General features: G+C 49.6%; 17 protein-coding genes. 2 read left to right on the top strand and 15 right to left on the bottom strand.

Translation table 11 applies throughout. The annotated features are described in order from the left end of the window. Nucleotides 1–16 precede the first annotated feature (16 nt). The 3 genes from J4G02_06905 to J4G02_06895 form a co-directional block, all read right to left on the bottom strand. Complete coding sequence (locus J4G02_06905) at nucleotides 17–1,798, bottom strand: SpoIIE family protein phosphatase (GenBank protein ID MCE2394305.1); 1,782 nt, start codon at nucleotides 1,796–1,798, stop codon at nucleotides 17–19. Nucleotides 1,799–1,935: 137 nt separating this feature from the next. Next, nucleotides 1,936–2,166 carry a transposase gene (locus tag J4G02_06900; protein MCE2394304.1) on the bottom strand — a complete coding sequence of 77 codons (231 nt, stop codon included), beginning with the start codon at nucleotides 2,164–2,166 and terminating at the stop codon, nucleotides 1,936–1,938. A gap of 48 nt (nucleotides 2,167–2,214) precedes the next feature. Then, nucleotides 2,215–2,694: a helix-turn-helix domain-containing protein gene (locus tag J4G02_06895; GenBank protein ID MCE2394303.1), complete on the bottom strand. Its 480-nt coding sequence runs from the start codon at nucleotides 2,692–2,694 to the stop codon at nucleotides 2,215–2,217. Nucleotides 2,695–2,965: 271 nt separating this feature from the next. Here J4G02_06895 and J4G02_06890 point away from each other — a divergent pair, with 271 nt between their 5' ends. Continuing rightward, complete coding sequence (locus tag J4G02_06890; GenBank protein MCE2394302.1) at nucleotides 2,966–4,000, top strand: NAD(P)-dependent oxidoreductase; 1,035 nt, start codon at nucleotides 2,966–2,968, stop codon at nucleotides 3,998–4,000. A gap of 42 nt (nucleotides 4,001–4,042) precedes the next feature. Here J4G02_06890 and J4G02_06885 read toward each other — a convergent pair whose 3' ends face one another. The 11 genes from J4G02_06885 to J4G02_06835 form a co-directional block, all read right to left on the bottom strand. Beyond that, entirely contained in the window at nucleotides 4,043–5,008 is a 966-nt protein-coding gene (locus tag J4G02_06885) for a D-alanine--D-alanine ligase (GenBank protein ID MCE2394301.1), read from the bottom strand. A 101-nt stretch (nucleotides 5,009–5,109) separates the two neighbouring features. Continuing rightward, complete coding sequence (locus J4G02_06880) at nucleotides 5,110–5,943, bottom strand: nucleotidyltransferase domain-containing protein (GenBank protein MCE2394300.1); 834 nt, start codon at nucleotides 5,941–5,943, stop codon at nucleotides 5,110–5,112. Nucleotides 5,944–6,136: 193 nt separating this feature from the next. Further along, nucleotides 6,137–7,915 (bottom strand): aspartate--tRNA ligase, encoded by a 1,779-nt coding sequence (gene aspS / locus J4G02_06875; protein ID MCE2394299.1) that lies wholly within the window; start codon nucleotides 7,913–7,915, stop codon nucleotides 6,137–6,139. Nucleotides 7,916–8,115: 200 nt separating this feature from the next. Continuing rightward, nucleotides 8,116–9,381, bottom strand: coding sequence for a histidine--tRNA ligase (locus J4G02_06870; protein ID MCE2394298.1), 1,266 nt, complete (start codon nucleotides 9,379–9,381; stop codon nucleotides 8,116–8,118). Nucleotides 9,382–9,496: 115 nt separating this feature from the next. Beyond that, the gene (locus J4G02_06865) at nucleotides 9,497–12,658 is read right to left on the bottom strand and encodes a tetratricopeptide repeat protein (protein MCE2394297.1); all 3,162 of its coding nucleotides are present in this window, start codon (nucleotides 12,656–12,658) and stop codon (nucleotides 9,497–9,499) included. Between the two features lie 38 nt (nucleotides 12,659–12,696). Further along, nucleotides 12,697–13,371 carry an NAD(P)-dependent oxidoreductase gene (locus J4G02_06860; protein MCE2394296.1) on the bottom strand — a complete coding sequence of 225 codons (675 nt, stop codon included), beginning with the start codon at nucleotides 13,369–13,371 and terminating at the stop codon, nucleotides 12,697–12,699. A gap of 10 nt (nucleotides 13,372–13,381) precedes the next feature. Next, the gene (locus J4G02_06855; protein ID MCE2394295.1) at nucleotides 13,382–14,614 is read right to left on the bottom strand and encodes a hypothetical protein; all 1,233 of its coding nucleotides are present in this window, start codon (nucleotides 14,612–14,614) and stop codon (nucleotides 13,382–13,384) included. Nucleotides 14,615–14,821: 207 nt separating this feature from the next. Further along, the gene (locus tag J4G02_06850; GenBank protein MCE2394294.1) at nucleotides 14,822–15,640 is read right to left on the bottom strand and encodes a phytanoyl-CoA dioxygenase family protein; all 819 of its coding nucleotides are present in this window, start codon (nucleotides 15,638–15,640) and stop codon (nucleotides 14,822–14,824) included. 15 nt (nucleotides 15,641–15,655) lie between these two features. Then, entirely contained in the window at nucleotides 15,656–16,477 is an 822-nt protein-coding gene (locus tag J4G02_06845) for a phytanoyl-CoA dioxygenase family protein (GenBank protein MCE2394293.1), read from the bottom strand. A gap of 122 nt (nucleotides 16,478–16,599) precedes the next feature. Then, nucleotides 16,600–17,283, bottom strand: coding sequence for a phytanoyl-CoA dioxygenase family protein (locus tag J4G02_06840; GenBank protein MCE2394292.1), 684 nt, complete (start codon nucleotides 17,281–17,283; stop codon nucleotides 16,600–16,602). Between the two features lie 56 nt (nucleotides 17,284–17,339). After that, on the bottom strand, nucleotides 17,340–17,597 hold the full coding sequence (locus J4G02_06835) for a hypothetical protein (protein ID MCE2394291.1): 258 nt from the start codon (nucleotides 17,595–17,597) through the stop codon (nucleotides 17,340–17,342). Between the two features lie 101 nt (nucleotides 17,598–17,698). Here J4G02_06835 and J4G02_06830 point away from each other — a divergent pair, with 101 nt between their 5' ends. Then, nucleotides 17,699–18,166 (top strand): hypothetical protein, encoded by a 468-nt coding sequence (locus J4G02_06830; GenBank protein ID MCE2394290.1) that lies wholly within the window; start codon nucleotides 17,699–17,701, stop codon nucleotides 18,164–18,166. Nucleotides 18,167–18,358: 192 nt separating this feature from the next. On the opposite strand, the gene J4G02_06825 is transcribed toward J4G02_06830, so the two are convergent. After that, nucleotides 18,359–19,263: Tm-1-like ATP-binding domain-containing protein (locus J4G02_06825; GenBank protein MCE2394289.1), on the bottom strand; the 905-nt coding region annotated here is incomplete at its 5' end.

Genomic DNA, 19,263 nt, shown 5'->3' with positions numbered 1-19,263 from the left:
TATCTTTCATGACGCCTTATTGGGATTTTGTTACCTTCGCTACAACAACCGTTATGTCATCTTCCGGCTCGGTATTGTCAATGAACCCGCGAACATCATCTATCATTTGATTGATGCCTTCCATCGATGAGAGGCCACCTTGTGCAACGCGGTGGATACTCCTTTCGAGTCGGTTGTAGCCGTATATCCTCCCACTGGGGTTGGCTGCTTCAGGGAGTCCATCAGTGTAAAGAATGAGTAGATCTCCTTCGTGTAGATGGACCGTTTCATCTGAATAATCGGATTTCTGGGACACACCGAGTGGATAGCTTTCGGCAGTTAACTCTTCGACAGCATCTTTGTGTGTACAGTAGTGATAAATTTCGGGATGTCCTGCTTTTGACCATTGCATCTGCTTTTCATCCAGATCAATGATAGCAATACAACAGGTAATAAAAGGTGTGCGCTTAGGTTGTTGACAGAGCGACTGATTGAGCGCGGTGAGCATCGCACCGGGTGTCCCCTCTTTGACAGCGAAATCAAGCATCCCGGAGAACATTACGGCAGGGATTGCTGCAGACATGTCGTGTCCCGCCACATCGGCGATGACGATCGCAAGTTTTCTCTGATCGTCGTCCATCCACAGATGATTGTAATAATCCCCACCGACACGGTTCGCTGCGAGACAACGCCCTGCCAAATCGAGTTCACTAATATCAAGTGGTTCGGGTAACAACCCCATCTGCATACTCTGAGCGGTTTGAATTTCTTGTGCCATGAGTTCCTTACCGAGCATTTCAGAGACCACACGATTCCCCACAGCTAGCGCAACGAGAAGTATGATAACAGTAGCAACTGCAGAGACCCCTATAAGCCACCGTGCCTGCTGCCGCAAGGGCGCATGGGCCACGTCGAGGGGGCTGTATGTCAATACGGTCCACGCCTCGCCGCGGGACCACCCCATAAGCACTTTCCCGTCCTCTGTTTCTCCGATAGCAAACCCATTCTTGGCCGCCCGGTTCTTCCAAATCTCCTTGTTGTCAGGGAGCACGACGCGAGATGTTTTTTCTAGCATCTCGGCTTGATCTGTCATAGTCGCTGCAACGATGTAGCCGTATCGATTCAGTAGTTCATAGTGCCGCGTAGTCCCATATCCGCCACCTCCGATGAGATTCCGGATATTCTCTACACTGTAGACCACCTTTAAGATGCCCACAGTTTCATCGTCATCTGCCTTGATGCTCATGTTGATATCAACAGAGTAAACGCCAGCACTGTCATCAAAGGCTATTTCCCCGATATGTTCGCCTTTCTCTTTTGCTGCTGCCCACCACTTTTCACCGAACGGCGGATCGTCTGCTGGGCCTTGATCGAAATCACTTGTTTTGTCTGTAGCAGCGATAACATATCCACGCAAGTCTGTCAGAAAGATTTCCTTGAATTGAGTTTGGTTTGTCCGCTGGAGATTCTTGAGAAAGTGTGCCCCAGGGGTTGAAGTCGATCCATCGAGGTTCCATTGCTCAAATAACTCATCGTAACTCTTTTTCTGACCTTCCATAGCTGTGTTCGCCAGAACCTTTCGATTCTCAAAACTAGTCCAGTTCTCGACCAGAAGACGGATGTTCTCCATCTCGCGATCAATTTTATCCATTGCCTTAATCGCGAAATCTCGCTCTACCTTGCCAATGGCTTCGTTCAATGTTTTTTCACTTGAATAGAAAGCGAGGATTGAGGCGGAAAACAGCGGAGATAAACCGATGAAAAGGAACATAATAACGATCTGGCTTTTTAAGGTTCTGCCTTCATTACGCATCAGCATGAGATACTCCGAGAGGTAGCTATTTGAGGGTTTCAGCTTTTCTAGCTACAAACAGAACCCCGCAATCATTCAAAAAGACTGCACTTTTTATTTTTCCTTTTGACACCTAAGACACCGTGGCGTAAAATATAACAACGTCAGTTACCCCGCCCTGAAGAGACGTTGCTTGTTTGAAGCGTCCGCCCAACGGGTCTTACAAAGTTTCGCGCTTCTGTCCCAACAGCGGGGGTTTCGGGGGTGTTTGTGAGTTTCTTTTCTGATTCACGAAAGTATTGAGGGTTATGGACTCTTTCACCATCAGAGGTTGTTAAAAACGATTCAATGCCAACGCCAACGCCAATAGTTGTTTTGACTTCAACTTCTAACACATCAGGGATTTCAACGGCGATATTAGCATACCAGCCCGATGCCTTGCGTTATATGGTCAGGTGCTTAATCTTCCCATCAGAGAGTGAACGGTAATAACGGATAGTTACATATCCGACTTTCGTCACAATGATTCGTCCGGTCCGCTTTCGGATATTACGAATCAATTTCTTAGACAGGTGGCTAAAAGTCATTGACCGATAACGACCTATGCCTTTGAAGCGTGGGAAACCGGGTGCTTCACCTGTTTGGACACGACGGAAGAATACTTGGTAGGCGTTATCCAGACGGCGTAGGGTATCTTGCAACACGTCAATGTGCATCATACCGAAAGTACTGGACGCCTGACGCAATTCGGGTAACGCATTCGCCTGCGTAAACCAATTAACAGATTCGCCTGTTTTGTTGAAAATCTCTTTTCGCCAAAGCAACCCTTGGTTGTATAGGTTTCGCAATGCTTCAAGCCATGCGTGCAGGATTTTGGCTTGCTTGAATGTCGGATATATTCGATATTGGTAGGTTTTTATCATAGGATTCGGCTTTCTCGCTTTCATGTTTCGTATCAAAGGGGGTGGAAGCAACACCAAGCAGCGGCGTGATACCTCCCACGAAAGCCAACCGAATTATACCATATTTTCACTCATATTACCACAAACATATTACGCAAAAAAAGGAGACACAGTTTCCTCCCTGCACTAAAGTATGAGGTTTCCACTACGAAGATTTGATGATAACAAAGTAAAGTCAAAATCACAAATAAAAAATTAACTGAGCTCCACAATAAAATTAGGAGATACCTTTATGAAAATTCTTGTTACCGGCATATCTGGCCGAATCGGTGCCAATCTTGCCAAAGCACTCATCAATGAAGGACATGAAGTACGCGGATTGGTTTGGGAAAAGGATTCGCGGCTGGAAAAGTTTGAAGGGCTTCCGGTTGAATTGGTTGAGGGAAGTTTGGTCAATCCGGCAGATGTAAACAGAGCGGTCGCTGGAGTAGAGGCGATCTGTCATCTTGGGGCGGCATTCCAAGGCGGCGGTCCTTTTTCCAATGAGGATTACTTCGAGATCAACACACGCGGTACGTTTAACATGCTGGAGGCTGCCCGTGAGAACGTGAATAACCTCAAACACTTCTTCTTCGCGAGCACCGACGCAACTTATGAGAAATACCTCCCCGGCGGTCTGTCAGAACCGATTCGCGAAGACGAGATGTCTCAGAAACCGGGCGGGTGGTATGCACTCTCAAAGGTACTGGGAGAAGAGATGTGTCGTGGGTATTATCGGAGTTATCAACTGCCGATCTCAATTTTCCGTTTTGCCTTCGTGGCCGCTGGAGACGAGATCTTGAATTTTGTCCAATTTCGCCTTGACAATTGGCAGAATGCCTACGCAAACAGGACCATAGGAGCCGCAGCCGAAACCCGCCGACAACTACTGGGGTTTGGGGACGCAGGAGAACGCCTGCTCATCGCACGAGATGAGAACGGAAGATCCTATAAGAAACATATAGCGGATGTGCGCGACATCGTGCTCGGTTTTTTAGCTGCGCTCGGCAAACCGGAGGCATACGGGGAGGCTTTCCAACTCGCCGGACCTAAGTCGTTTACATGGGAGGAAACGGTGCCGTATCTCGCGGAGAAACTAGGCGTGGATTACGTTGATGTTCAATTGGCAGACAACACGCCGACCTATTATGAGTTCGATCTCGCCAAAGGCGCGCAGCTTATCGGTTACCAACCACAGTTTGATATCTTCAAGATGATTGATTCTGCCATTGAGTTCCGGCAGGGCGCTGCCTCCGATGTGATTCCCACAGAAATTACCGCTGCGTAGGTGAACTGAAGTCGGAGCAGCACGACTAGCGACGAGTCGGTATTAATCCGATGCGATAAGACGTGCTTGCGCACTCGTTAAGATTTCATAGATCAATTCATCATAAGACATACCCGCCGCCGCTGCCTGTGCCGGTAGATCACTGAGGTCAGTCAACCCCGGCAGTGTATTAATTTCCATCACATAGGGCTGTCCATCGGTATCGACCAACATATCCACTCTTGAGTACCCCCAACAGCCCACAGCTTGATGCGTCCCAAGTGCGATTTCCTGTACCTCCTCGGTAAGCGAATCGGATAACCTTGCGGGAATAATGAACTCGGTCATTCCTTCAGTATACTTCGCTTCATAGTCGTAAAACTCGCGTTTGGGAACCAACTCAAGCACGGGCAACGCACGGAGGTTTTCATTAATCCCCAACAATCCGACCGTGACTTCCTGCCCTCGGATATATCGCTCAAATAAGATTTCCCCGAACTGATGTTGGGTTTTATAGGCGATTCGTCTAACCTCCGGCAGTTCGGAAATAATGGATACTCCAATGCTTGAACCCTCCGATGCAGGCTTTAGCACAATTGGCAGTCCCAGACGATCGATTGCCTCCTCGCATTGCAGATCTAAATTTTGGTTTGGGTCAACGGCCAGGTAGTCAGGCGTGGGAATGTCCAGCGTCGAAAGCACCCGTTTGGTCATGATCTTATTCATTGCCAGTGCACTTGCGAGCACCCCGGAACCGGTGTAGCTAAACTCAAATGCTTCTAAAACGCCTTGAATCGTTCCATCCTCGCAACCTTTGCCGTGTACCCCCAGAAATGCAATTTCAACTGCGTCAGCGCGCAGCCGCTCCACCCAATCGAGGTCGATTGGATCGATTGTGGCTACATCTGCGCCGAGCCGTTGAAGCGCAGCGGTAATTCGCGCTCCGGATCGCAGTGAGACCTGTCTTTCACCCGATTTTCCACCCATTAACACCGCAATTCGTTTTTCGAGCAACTGCTCTTTCTCCATCTCAAAAATCTCCTTCGTCGTCATTAAGAATCATATGATATCTTGCGCAAGAGTCATGCCCGATACATCCATTTGGGGTTCTGATTCTGGTTCGTTGGCATTCAGGGTTCAGGTCGTTTCACCGTCTCCTCAAAGTAAACTCTCTCCGGATTGTCAATCCAATCGTAAACCCAACCCAGTTCTTTCAGCCCGTTTTGAACAATCGGTAACGTCGCCCGCAATTCTTTCACCGGCAACCAGTCACGCCAGTGACGGTCGGTTGGCGGGTTGATAAATTCTTCAATGCCACCTACCGCCCGTTGAATTGAAGGATATACCATTGCTCCCAATTGTGTCTGTTTAGCTGCTGCAACCAGCCATTTGCTGTAGGGAAACGGCTGCTTCTCAGCAATGCAGCAAATTTTGCAGAGATATTCGATGACGTTTCCAACCGCAATAAACGCCATTTCCGTGTGCTTCCGAGCTGCCATAGCTAAGGGACCGCGCTGCGAGTAATAATACTTGCCGAACATCCATTTTAACTTGTTCTCGGCGACCACTAGCGGATACAGGCGATAGCGATGCTTCAGTTCTTCTGCGGTAGTTAAACAACCGTAGAAGGGTTGCGAGGTGGCAACAAGCCACATCATCTCATTGGGCCATGTCTCCAACCACACCCGTAGGTCCTCTTCATCATAAAATGACCAGTGGGCTTCATAATCGCCTCGATCGACGAAGAGTTGCTGGCTTCGTTCGTAAGTTCTCCGATCTTCATCGGAAAGGCACCACTTATCGCCAATGATACATAGGTCAAGGTCCGACCATTCATCAGCAAAGTTAGCGGCACGACTCCCAACCAACATGAGGACAGCACGCTCACCCATTCGCTGGCAAAAATCTGTGGCTCGGTCAATGAACTGTTGATCTTCTGGACTGAACTGGATCTCTTCCTTCATTGCAGCCATTTCCATTTTTGCCATTTTGTCGGAAAAGATGTGTTTAATCTGACACAGGTTACTAGCCGCACTACCCTAGGGTTGTCTGAAAGCAAATCTCCTTAGATAATGACGTCAGGCACCTGAGGTGGGTTTCGCAAAACCGATGGCTGGCTAAAGCCCAAGACCGATGTAAACACCCTCAAAAATCTGATTAACCCTCAACCAAATCAACCTTAATAGACAACTCTTCAAGCTGTTCGTCGGTGACTTCAGAGGGTGCAACGGTGAGCAGACACAACCCGTTCTGTGTCTTCGGAAACGCGGTGACTTCACGGATATTTTTTTCGCCGGTCATCATCATCATCATCCGATCTAACCCCGAAGCAATACCGCCATGCGGCGGTGTTCCATATTGCAACGCTTCAACGAAGTACCCAAACCGCTCGGTCACCTCCTGGGGTTTGATCTTCATGATTTCAAATATCTTCTGTTGGAGCTCCCATCGGTGAATTCTGATGCTACCCCCGGCGCACTCTTCTCCGTTGATAATTAGGTCGTATTGTAGACCTCTCGCCTTCCCCGGATCGATATCCAGCAGCGGAATATCTTCCTCGGGCATCATTGTGAAAAGGTGTTGAGAAGGTTCGTAGCGATTCTCCTCCTCATCCCAGAAGAACAGGGGAAAATCGATAATCCACAGGAAATCAAAGCGATCATAATCAATCAATTCGAGTTTTTCGCCGAGATGCAGGCGCAGGCTTGCAAGTGCATCCGCGACAATCTGCGGTTTGTCAGCCACAAACACCATTAGATCGCCCGGCTGGGCGCTCATCCGCTCGCTAACTGCCTTGAGAGTATCTTCGCTGAAAAATTTGACGATACTTGATTCAAAAGCGCCTTCCTCTGTTACCTTAATCCATGCTAACCCCTTTGCTCTATAAATGGCGACAAACTCTGTGAGATCATCTATCTCCCTGCGCGAGAGTGACGCTCCACCGGGCACAGCAAGCCCTTTTACCTGCCCTTCGTTTGCCAAGGCACCCGTAAACACCTTGAAATCACAGTCCGCCACCAGATCCGAGAGATCGGAGAGTTCCAGTCCAAACCGTGTATCTGGCTTATCGGTGCCGTATCGTTCCATTGCTTCACTGTAAGGCATACGGCGGAACGGTGTAGGGATGGGAATGTCAACCGCTTCCTCAAAGATTCTCTTGAATAATCCTTCCGTCACTTCCATGACATCTTCTCGGGTTGCGAAGGACATTTCAATATCAAGCTGCGTTAATTCAAGAAGCCGATTTGCGCGGGTATCTTCGTCACGGAAACAACGCGCGATTTGGAAATAACGATCTATACCACTCATCATTGATAGTTGCTTGAACTGCTGCGGTGACTGTGGCAAGGCATAGAATTTGCCGGGGTTGAGCCGGCTTGGCACCAGAAAATCACGCGCCCCCTCTGGTGTACTGTTCATCAAGATTGGCGTCTCAATCTCAAGGAAGCCTTGTTCGTCCATGTATCTCCGTGCGGCAAGCATTGCTTTGTGCCGAATCTGTAGCATCTTCTGCATCTTTGGACGGCGGAGGTCAACGTATCGGTACTGCATACGAACATCCTCTGCGGTATCGATATCATCTTCGACCAAGAAGGGCGGGGTTTTCGCAGTGTTCAAAATCTCCAGTTCGTCCGATGCCAGTTCAATCTCGCCGGTAAGGAGGTTAGGATTGGTCAGCCCCTCTCCGCGCTCCCGAACCTTTCCGCTGACACTTAACACAAATTCGTTGCGAATCGCGCCCGCAGCCCGGTGCGCTTCGGGGTCAATTATTGGATCGAAGACCACCTGCGTGATTCCGGTTCGATCACGTAGGTCTATGAAAATGACGCCGCCGTGATCCCGGCGGCGAGATACCCAACCGGTGAGTCGTACCGATTTACCGGCATCGGCGAGCCGTAGTTCTCCACAATAGTGTGTTCTTTGCATTTCAGGCATTACTTTGATTCTCTCCTTCAATTTATAAAAATACAGTCTTAGTCCTCAATCTGATATGCTTGACTGATGGCGTTCTCGGTTCAATTGACATTTGGGTGTCGAGATATGAATCTCGATCTACAGATTACCCGCCGGTATTGGACCGAGCAGGAGTATCGGGCAAGTCCGAGAGGATCTCGCGACCTACACCACTGTCAAATCTAGCTGTCAATCTTTTCACGCATCATTTCCGCTAACTGTTGGAACGCGACCGACTGCTGATCGCCGCTTCCCATATCCCGTACTGTCGCGGCTGCATTGTTGATCTCATCTTCGCCAATCATGACGACATACTGTGCGTTGAGTTTGTTTGCAGTCCTCATCTGTGCGCGCAAGCCGCGCCTTTTATACTCAAGATCTGTCTTGACCCCATTTTCACGAAGTTCTTGCGCTAACCGCAGGGTTATAGGCATCGCAGCGTCCCCTAAAACCGTGAAGTAGACATCCACGGGCGCAGAGGTTGGCACAGTAACCTCCTGAGCCTCCAAAGCAATGATGATTCGATCCATGCCCAGCGCGAATCCGATGCCGGGGGTTGCAGCGCCCCCGATCTCTTCTGCCAGATAGTCATACCGGCCACCACCCCCGATTGCATTTTGTGCCCCCAAACCGCCCGCAGTGAATTCAAATGCGGTGCGAGAATAGTAATCCAACCCCCTAACGACGTATGGATCTTCGTGATAAACAATTTCGAGTGCGTCCAGATAACTCTTAACCATATCGAAGTTCTCGCTGCAAGCGTCACAGAGGTAATTGGACAGAAGCGGCGCGTTAGCAACAACGGCACGACAACCGCTCTCTTTGCAATCCAAGATTCGCATTGGATTTCGTTCGTGACGTGCGTAACATTTTCCGCATAGCTCGTCAAGATGTTCCTTCGCATACGCTGTCAGATCTTCAACATACTTTGGACGACAGACCGGATCGCCGATGCTGTTGAGATGCAAGGTAAGGTCTTTGATGCCAAGCGTTGCGAAAAATTGCTGCCCTGCTGCGATGATCTCTGCGTCAATTGCGGGCGAATCTGCGCCAAACGCTTCGATGCCAACCTGCCAAAACTCTCGATACCGTCCCGCCTGTGGACGGTCATAGCGAAACATCTGACCGATGTAGTAAAATTTTAGGACGCTGGCACCATCCATCAGACGATTTTGGAGCATGGCACGCACTACCGACGCCGTGCCTTCTGGACGCAATGAGACGCTTCGATTGCCCCGGTCATTGAAGGTGTACATCTCTTTTTCGACGATATCGGTGGTATCGCCGACCCCACGAACGAAAAGGTCTGTGCTTTCAAAAATTGGCGTACGGATCTCCTGATAGCCGTAAGTGCCAAAAACATCGCGTGCGGTCCCCTCGACCCATTGCCATGTCTGAACCTCTGAAGGGAGGATGTCTCTCGTCCCCTTTGGTGATTGAATCTGCATTTTCTATCTATTACCCCTTTGTCGAGTGTATGATTATGTTTTGTTACTTCTTTAACCGCTATTTCTCTCTTTTCTTCGACTTATCCTGATGCTACTTGTCCAGTCCGTCGTTTTGTTATTCATCATCCGCTGCCATTGCCGATTCGATCTGACGGCGCTGCTCTTGAAAGTATGGGGTCCTCGGTGCGAGACGTATTGCCGTATTCGCGGATTCTAACGCTTCATCATATCTACCTTGTGCGAGGAACACTTTCGCTAAATCGCTGTGTGGCATCGGTTCGTTCGGCGCGAGTCGCATTGCAGCCTTGAAGGCACCAACCGCTTTTTCAAACTCCTTCTTATCCGTATAGATAGCCCCTAACAGGTTATGCACACGCCAAGAACCTGCCTCCAGTGCCAATGCCTTCTGTGCATATTGGAGCGCTTCGGGAAGCATCTTCTTATGAAAATGATAAATCGATGCCATTGCACCGAAGATGATAGCAGGAAGATTTGGCTCTAATTGCTCAAGTCTCTGGTACGTGCGCAACGCGTCGGCGTACCGTTCTTGACGTTCATAAATCGGTCCGAGCAATGAATACAACTCTAGGCGATTCGGGTCATATTTCAGCGCTTCTTCAAAGGCATCCGCAGATTTCGCCAATTCCCCCTGAAGTTCATACGTGACACCCAGTTCAACATATTTTTGGGCATCGCGTGGATTGCTTTGTAGTGCTTGTTTAAGGGCTTTTTCTGTCTGCTTGAGCTCCTCACGATAATCCTTGTTTGCCAACGCTACCGCAGCCCCAAGATTGTATCGAATCGTATTATCGTCCGGATTAATGGCTACCGCCTGATTCAATACACCTACAGCCTTTTCATATTCTCCCTTGGCATGTTCAATCTGTCCCTCGATCAGCTTCTCCGTGGCATCAAAGTAGAGGTCGATTCGCTTTCGCACTTCGATCTTATCGCTCATCGTACGACCATAATTTGCCAAATAGGGAGTAGAGCGTTCACGGTATTTCGCGAGTCCCGCAATGTTTATGTGAGTTGTGTTCGCCAGTGTACGGGGCTGAAAGAACTCCATACGTGGGTGATCGTCTGTATGGATTGGACCATCACCGGCATACGTTCGGACCGCCTGTTCACCCATCATGAACGAATCAATAAGGGACAATCCATCGAGGTCATTAGCCGCAAGCGCTTCGTGAACCCGTGGCATCTGTGTCCTCTCCATAAGGCGTTGATAATTTATCTTTAGCCGTTCTGGTGTCCCAATCAGGAGGGCAAACTCTGGGGTGTATTTATACCATATTGTTGCGTTTGGAAACACCTCAATAAAGGTTCTCAGAATCATCTTGAGATGTGTTTCTGGCAGCCGCTTGAGCGGTATCCACTGACATATTATACCATCTTCTGTAAGAATACGCTTGCACCACCGGTATAGATCTGCGGTGTAAAGGTTGGAACTCGTTGAACTCACCAGCGGATGACGGGCACCTATAGAAATTACGTCGTATTGTTTTAGGGTCATCAACAGATAATTTCGCTCATCATTGACCGTGTGATTGAACGAGGCACTGTCGAGGACGCTATGGTTTACGTCGGCAAAGTATTTCTGTGCCGTTTCGATGAGTCCATCTGGATTTTCGACGGTGTCCACACGCACATCGTGCTGCGTCATGGTGTGGGAGGTGATTCCCATCCCAAACCCGAGGACAAGACCGTGTTCAGGATTCGGATGCAGCAGTAGCGGCAGATGAGCGATGATGCGATGTGGCGCCGATCCTCGACGAGAAGTGTCGGCGATCTCATCGTTGTCAACATAGATCCGATGGATACCTTGGTCATCCATAAACGTAGCGATATTCGCGTCGACAGTTTCGGTATACGCAACTAGCGTATCGTTCATGCGTTGTGACCAAAAGACCCCATTCTTCAAGAAGGGAGGTGAGTTCCCCCATAGCAACACCATCAACCCAACACCAACAGTTAGGATAGCACTACCAATCGCAGTGCCACTGAAAAGCTGTGATTTTTCTGTATCCCTAACAATTAAAACACACCCTAGAACCGCATTTAACCCGGCGGTTAAGACAAGGCTCGGACGCATCCCAATCAACGGGATAAGGATAAACCCCGTACACAGCGGTCCAAGGAGTGCGCCGATTGTGCTGAAAGGGTAAGCTGCTGATTGCGATTTGGCTGACGCACAAATTCGGCGAGCTAACGGAAAACTCCCTCCGATAAGAATAGCAGGAACAATCATCAGGATGATTCCGGCACCAAATTCCCAGATACGTCCAATCCCGAAAGCGTTTTGTAGTCCCCTGCTAATCCCATACAGGTTTCCGAAAGCAGGTATCAGCGCAACAACGGATAGCCCTACCCCAATCTGGATCAATCCAAAAAGGTTTATGCACGGCTTAACTCGACGCGCGATTGCTGCAAATACCAAGCTACCAGCGGTAATGCCAAGAAGTAAAGCAGTCAGCGTGACCGAAAACGCATAACTTGCGCTGCCAAGAAAAGTCGTCAGGAGACGTGTCCAGAGGACTGCATAACCCATTGCACAGAAGCCAGAAACGGCAAATGTCCATAACAATAGCCGCCACATTCCCCCTGTTGAAGCGGTCTCTGATTCATCGCGCGCGTCCTGCTGCAAATCCACAGGCGTTTCAGACCGTGAGCGGTCTAAACCGAAAGCAACCCCCGCCAGAATCAAGTTAATTGCGACACCCAGATAAACCGAACTCTGAAGACCTAGAAGTTGGAGGAGGAAGAAACCAACGGCGATACAACCAATGCTCGCGCTTAGCATATTGATTGCGAAGAGGCGATCTGCTCGGAATCCTGCACATCGTTCCTTGGCGGCCCTACTGAGTAGGAGTAGCATCCCTCCCATCAATGTTGACGGAATAAACAAGACAATAAACGACAGCACAAACCGAATCCACGACAGGAAATAGAACCCCGCACCCAACCCACGATAGATGAGAACGCAGATAGCGTTGAGAATATCCAGCAGCATCGGGAAGATGAGCGCAAAGATACCGAGACCCGCTCCGAGGAAGGCATACACGCGCAATGGGCGGTTTTCTCGATCTGCCAAACGTCTGAAATAGAAGCTGCCAAGTCCCAGTCCCCCTGCCAACGCACTCAACAACGCGCTCACAGCAAATACCGGACTCCCGAAAAACAGGGTGATCTGACGTGCCCAGATTATTTCGTAGAGCGCACCACACGCACATGAGAGAATGATTATTAGCCCAAGAATGGGTTCGATATTACGCACGTCTCCGCTCCCATAGGCATACAATTGATATCATGCAGTTATTTATGTTCATAGCGATCCTGCGGATAGTAGCCGATTGCCAAACGCCCATGGTCGAGGTCATACAGGGGCCAGTTACTGTCCGAAACACCGAATACAATTTCAAACTTCACATCCGGGTGGATAATCGCCTGCTCAAATACGCGCACTGCGTCGCCATGACCGAGGTGATGAGGGTGTTCAGGCAGCGGTCTGTCACGGTTGAAGTTTCCGATCCGAACCCCAACGAACTCCATGTCGTAGCGGCTCGCATACGAATATCCCATCGCCTCGCCGAACACCTTGCTAACTGTATAGTTACCGACCGGCTTAGTTGGCATATCAATCGTTCGCTTGATACTTTTCGGATAGGGACCCAACACGCCAGCGCGGCTAGCATACGCAATCCGTTTCACGCCGTTCAGGCGTGAGGTTTCAAACATGTTGTAGGTGCCGATGAAATTGCTTTGCAGAGCGGCTTCCCACTCACTATCTGTCCCGGTAAGGTGAATGACCGCCTCCATGCCCTCCGTGGCTCTGAGCATGGTGTCGAAATCTGCCACATCGCCTTCGATTGTGTCTTCGAGGTCGGGCATCGGCAGACGGTCAAGTCCGCGAATCGTGTGTCGATCTTTCATATCTTTTACAAGAGTTGAACCAACGGCACCGGCGGCACCGGTGATGAGAACTTTCATTTTTTCTCTCCTATTTATCTGCTAAGAACGAACCTTCCTGCTCCACCCGCTCATAGATGCGATTAAATTCTGACGAACCGTCGTCCTCCCATTTCTCGAAGTTAATTCCCCGTATTGCACCTTCCTCATAGCCTGTCAAGCTGGCGACACTCAAGGAGCGAGGGGTGTAAAACTTGTGACCACCGGGCAGGGATAGAATCCCGACGATTCTGCCGGTTGTCAATGGTGTGCCGGAAGCGAACCGTGTGATAGCATCTTCATCCACTTCAAAACCCAGTCCGGGGGCTTCAGGCACAGGGGAAAACCCTTCAATCACCGGAATGCGCTCCGTTGTTATGTCCTCTGAGTATTGGTCGTCGAGGTTTATCGTATGCGCGGTTGCGCTCGGAAGGACAGCAGCTTGGTGCAGGGTCAAAGCCTTCATCAGTGTACCACCGCTCTGCTGAATCAGCGCTTGGATATTTGCCTGCCCATATGCAAATCCCTTCATCAAAGTGGTGCCAATCCCACCACCGATCATATAGATGTCAGCGCAGCCTTGGATGACTTCCTGAATGCCACCAAGTTGAGGAACATGCATGATAAGCGGGAGGCGTGTCCTCTCACGCAGTTTCCGCCAGCCATCGATATCTGTCCAAGGCAGCGGATCTTCAATGTAACCGACGATTGGGTGGTTCTTCTCCAGTTCATTGATGATGGGTAGAACGACCGCCAAGCTCCGGTTGTGGTTGAAGTCCCAGTGAATCTTAAAACCGGGCGGTGCCACCTCTGCGGCGAGACGGGTCTGCTCAATCACATCCCATAATTCACCGGAGTGCATCTTAAAGATAGTATAGCCTTGGGAGGCGGCGCGCTGGATTTCGTCACGGAAAACCTCCGGTGGACACGGTCGCGTCCACGCTGCGACAGATACAGCATCGCGCACTTTTTGTCCCATCAGCTTGTAAGCCGGCACTCCGAGATGTTTCCCCATCACATCATAGAGTGCCATACCCAGTGCCATATTAAAATTGTTATGTAGAAAGTCAAATGGACTGCGACCGATGAGCGTATCGATAATCGACTGTGGGATGGGATTGGGATCGTCTTCATAATCGCCGTATCCGACTAGGCCGTTATCTGTATGAACTTTGACAACGAGGTGTTCATCAATATTACCCATACGGACACGACCGTGGTGATCGTCGTAGCGTTCCGCAAGTGGCATAACAATTGGGATACATTCGATGTTGGTGATTTTCATGGTAATCTCCTGTTCTATAACCAATGATGCTTGTTTTCAACCGTTGAGACCGTACGTGAAACGCGATGCGTGAAACGTGAAAATCATTTAGTGCACTAATAAACCAATGGACACCCCGATAAATCGGGATTTTCAACTTGACCGATGTGGAAACAGTCTCGCCAATTCACACCAAAGGTTCTGGAATGGAAAATAGTCCTTGCCCTGTTAGTCAATTGTCAGCGTGACTCTGTCCTGCTTGGCGATCTCCTTAATATCTGTGTAAAACGCAGGTTCAGTTAGCTCTCGCGTCTCCGGCGACAGTCTCGTGCGTACCTCCTCGGGAACCGGATTCGTGTCCCCCGACGCATCCTGAAAGTATTGGGTTTTGTACCGTAGGATTAGGAAGCGCCGATCTCGATCGGTTGGCTTCCAGACCAAAACCCCATGCGTGAGTAGTTCCGAAATCAGCACCACGTCGCCGGCGCGAGGCGTGATATTTGCCATTGCTGGATGCAGTTCAGGGTCTGGATCATCCAGATCTGGGAAAAAAAGACCGTCCGGACGCTCGAATTCGCTCTTGTGAGACCCCGGAATCACAACCAATCCACCGTCGCCGGGGTAAACATCAGTAAAATAGAAGAAAGCCACAAGATCATTGGCGAAAACCTGCCCATCCTTAGCCTCATAGCGCCGGGTGATCCAACCGAGGTCTTCCCGAGCGCAGTGGAAGGGTGTGATTTGACGCTTTTCGTGTGTATTGATGGCGAGCGTCCCTCGGTTAAGACGGGGTTTCCCACGGGTCAGTTCTTTGATGAGGGGCCATGTCACAGGATGGAGCGTCAACGACTCCAACGCTTTGTCGAATGAAAAGCCGTAGGAAAACCCTTCTCCCTGCCTATTGATGCCGGGCGGCAAGCGATCTGGCGGTGTCTGACGACATCGTTCGATTGCTGCTTGTGCATCTCTCAGTTCTTCCGGACTGAGGACGTTTTTCAGGTGAAGATAACCTGTCAAATCAAAGAGATACCTCTGTTTCGGTGTCATTGAGAGCCTCCCCGCTCACGAAAGATGGACAATATCTTGTTTAACGATTTCTTTGGTATGTTGGAATCCTGCCGATGCGACTAGTTCCTGCGTCTCCGGCGACAACCGGTCTACGATTGGCTGCGGGAAATTATGCGTTCCCATATATTGCGGCTTGTAGCGCAGGACGAGTATACGACGATCACGATCCGTCGGTTTCCATCGTAAGACACCGTGGGTGAGCAGCTCGGATATAATCACAACATCGCCCGCCCGCGCGGTGATGTTTGTAAACACCGGATCCGGTTCTGGATCGAATCCATCCGCACCGTCGAGTGTCAACAAATCTTTTGGACGTTGAAATTCGCTTTTGTGAGAGCCGGGAATCACAATCAATCCACCGTCGCCGGGGTAGACATCGGTAAAATAGAAAAAGGCGACAAAGTCATCGCAGTAGATTCGTCCATCCTTCACCTTATAAAGGGTGCTATACCAACCGTAGTCATCGCGGGCGCAGTGCAGTCCGCCGGGGTTTGTCCGTGCCCGCTCGTTTTCTTTCCAATCGGTGTGTTGCTCTCGTTTGAGCGACCCTCTGGCAAAACGCGGTTTGTCAAGGGTCAATTCTTTGATAATTGGCCAAGTGGCTGGATGGAGTGTCAAGGCTTCAAGGCACTTATCGAACGCGAAGCCGTGTTGATGGAGCCCTCTGATTTCAAACCCGGGGGGCAGTTCATCCTCTGGTGTTCGGATATATCGGTCGACCGCTTCTTGGGTCTCTTTCAGTGTATCGCCCGTAAGCACGTTTTCTAAATGTAAATATCCGGTAACATCAAACAAGTATCTCTGTTCGGGTGTCATTACTGTAAACCTCCCATTGATTCTGCCTATCAAGGTTCTCTGTGTATCAGTGATAACTTCGTTCCAAATTGTCTGGCAGGTTAGGCAACCTGCCCCACGTAACTCCCCAATAGTGGATTTTGTTACCATTTGCAGGGGAGAGCAAAACGGGGCATATGTCCTATATTTTTACTGCCGGAGTGTGCACAGAAGACGTGGTAGAAGAGCACATCGCCGCGTTTGGGCGTTAACTCCATATAATCCCCTAGTTCCTCACGGTTGTATTCCTGATTGAGGACCCACATATACTCATAGCGATCCGGATCGCTACGCGCCAGTCCCTCAATTTTGTAACGAGACCGAGGCCAGACAACTGTGCCACCACCATGAGATTCTACATCGGTCAGATACGTGAGGGTTGCAACGCGAAAGGCAGGCGGAAATGTCTTGTGTCCGTGCTCTTTAATTGCATGGTCGATATGGGATCCCGGCGGCGTCCATTCACCGGTTTGTGGGAAGATATTGATGGGTCTTACCTGCTTTGGAGGGCGATAAACTTCAGGAGCCATGTCGCCCTCGCCAAGTTGTGCAGCGGCGGTCAAAAATTCAGGCGTATAAACAGCAAGGAGGTCAGGATTATCGCAAGTCTCCGGGGGCTGCACATTCACCCACGACGCAGGATCGCTGGGTTGAAGCCCCATCCATCGCCACATTGCTGCTTCCGCCTGTTCGGCGATAGCGTCCGGGATTAGCCCTGATACCAGCAAGTAATTATCTTCGCAATACCGCTGGGTCTGCTGACGTGAGAGAACCGGTGTGAGCGCCATGTAAGTTTCCTTTTCTGCAGCGTTTATCAAACGCCGCGACGGAAGAAGAATTGTCTTTATTCCTCGATATCGCCTACAACTTTGGAGGTGCTATTTTCGGGGGCAATATTCGTAACATTACCAAGATGGGATAAAAGTGCCTTATACAGCCTTACGAGATGCACTTGATCTCCGAACATTTTATAAGGCTCATCGCGACCCCGTATATGCACCTGCAATGCCCATCCGCGATCATCCTCACCGGCGACCTCAACCGAAATAATGTCCTCCGTTCGAACTGCTATAGACAGACCATCGATTTGAACAAAACTCATTTTATATCTCCTTTCAATTGCAACTTTTTCTTGACAAATGACATCGAACTGCTATAGACTCACAATAAGCTATTACAATCGTTCTTCTTAGGAGATACCCCATGAAAGGCACACTGATTATCATCATTTTATTTCTTGTTGTTTCCCCGGTATTAGGTGAATTGACAAAGGAAGATTTACAGGCTATCGAAACTATAATTGAAAAGTCAGAGGCACGCACAAAAGAATATATTGATTCTAAGTACAATCAAGTAACCACTAAAATTGATGAGATGGACAAGCGTTTGACCACTAAAATTGATGAGATGGACAAGCGTTTGACCATTAAAATTGATGAGATGGACAAGCGTTTGACAGCTGAAATTGGTGGAATAGATAAAAGACTTGTTGATATGCGTTCCTTTTTAATTGGATTGATGGCACTCATAGCAGTCGCAATTGGTGTTCCCGCCTGGATTTGGAACAAATCACAGAAAAGCAATAACAGGCCAGCACCTAGAGAGTACCAAACTAATCAGCATCTGCCACTTAACGATCCCCAATTCAGCTCTGACACCTCTGCCGATTAACTTCCCTTCTATATGACTATCGTTTTCAATCTATCAGCTTCTCTTTTCTTAGATAATCTAAGAGGACCTATGGTAAAGTGTCCAGTAGCCAACGTGGCGTTGGCATGCCCACGTTGGCCTGTGCACTGACCACTCACCTCATACAGAGATAGCCAGTACCCAACTTGAACAGATGCAATCGGAAATCGCACATTACGCATCACCGTTCAAACTTGCCAGCAACGTTTCTACCAGTTTCGTCGCAAACGCATCGTCATTGATGTGGTTATCCAGCTCGATTAAGGTAACATTATCTCCAAGATTCGCCTTCAGATTTTCGATCCATGCAGCTTCCGCTTCCGCTGAGTAGAATGGCTGCCCTTCTTGATCAATTGCTGAGACCCCCTGTTTTGGAATGATCACTGTCGTGGGCCCCTTGGCTTGGCTTAACTTCTGTCCCATGATTTTGCCCAATTCGGCATTTTCTTCAACAGTGGTTCGCATCAGCGTCACCGTTGGGTTATGCTGGTAGAATGTCCGATCCTTGAACTGCTCTGGCACTGTATCGGGAGGCCCGAAATTGACCATATCCAACGCGCCCGGTGCGACTACCTGCGGTACACCTAAGTCACCCGCTGCCTCCAAGCGATCTGGTCCTGCGCTTAGCACTCCACCGACCAGTTCATCGGCCAGTTCCGTCGTCGTCACATCAAGAACACCGACGATAAATCCGCCTTTGACTAGATCTTCCATCGCTCGCCCACCGGCACCGGTGGCGTGGAAGACCAGGACTTCGTAGCCGGCATCTTCTAGGAGTTCACGCGCCTTCGTAACACACGGCGTGGTTACACCAAACATCGTGGCACCGATTAATGGTTTATCCTCCGCTGCCGGCACTTCTGCATTGACCATGCCCACGATCGCACCGGCTGCATTTGCCAAGATCTGTCGGGAGAGGTTGTTAATCCCCGCGATGTCTACGACGGAATACATCATCGAAATATCCTTGGTGTCTACATAGGGACTCGTATCGCCGGAAGCCAAGGTTGAAACCATGATTTTCGGCACACCGACAGGGACTGCACGCATCGCTGTCGTCCCGATTGTAGTCCCGGCTG

The organism is Candidatus Poribacteria bacterium (assembly GCA_021295755.1).
Lineage (GTDB): Bacteria > Poribacteria > WGA-4E > WGA-4E > PCPOR2b > PCPOR2b.
This window is presented reverse-complemented; position numbering and strand designations above follow the sequence as displayed.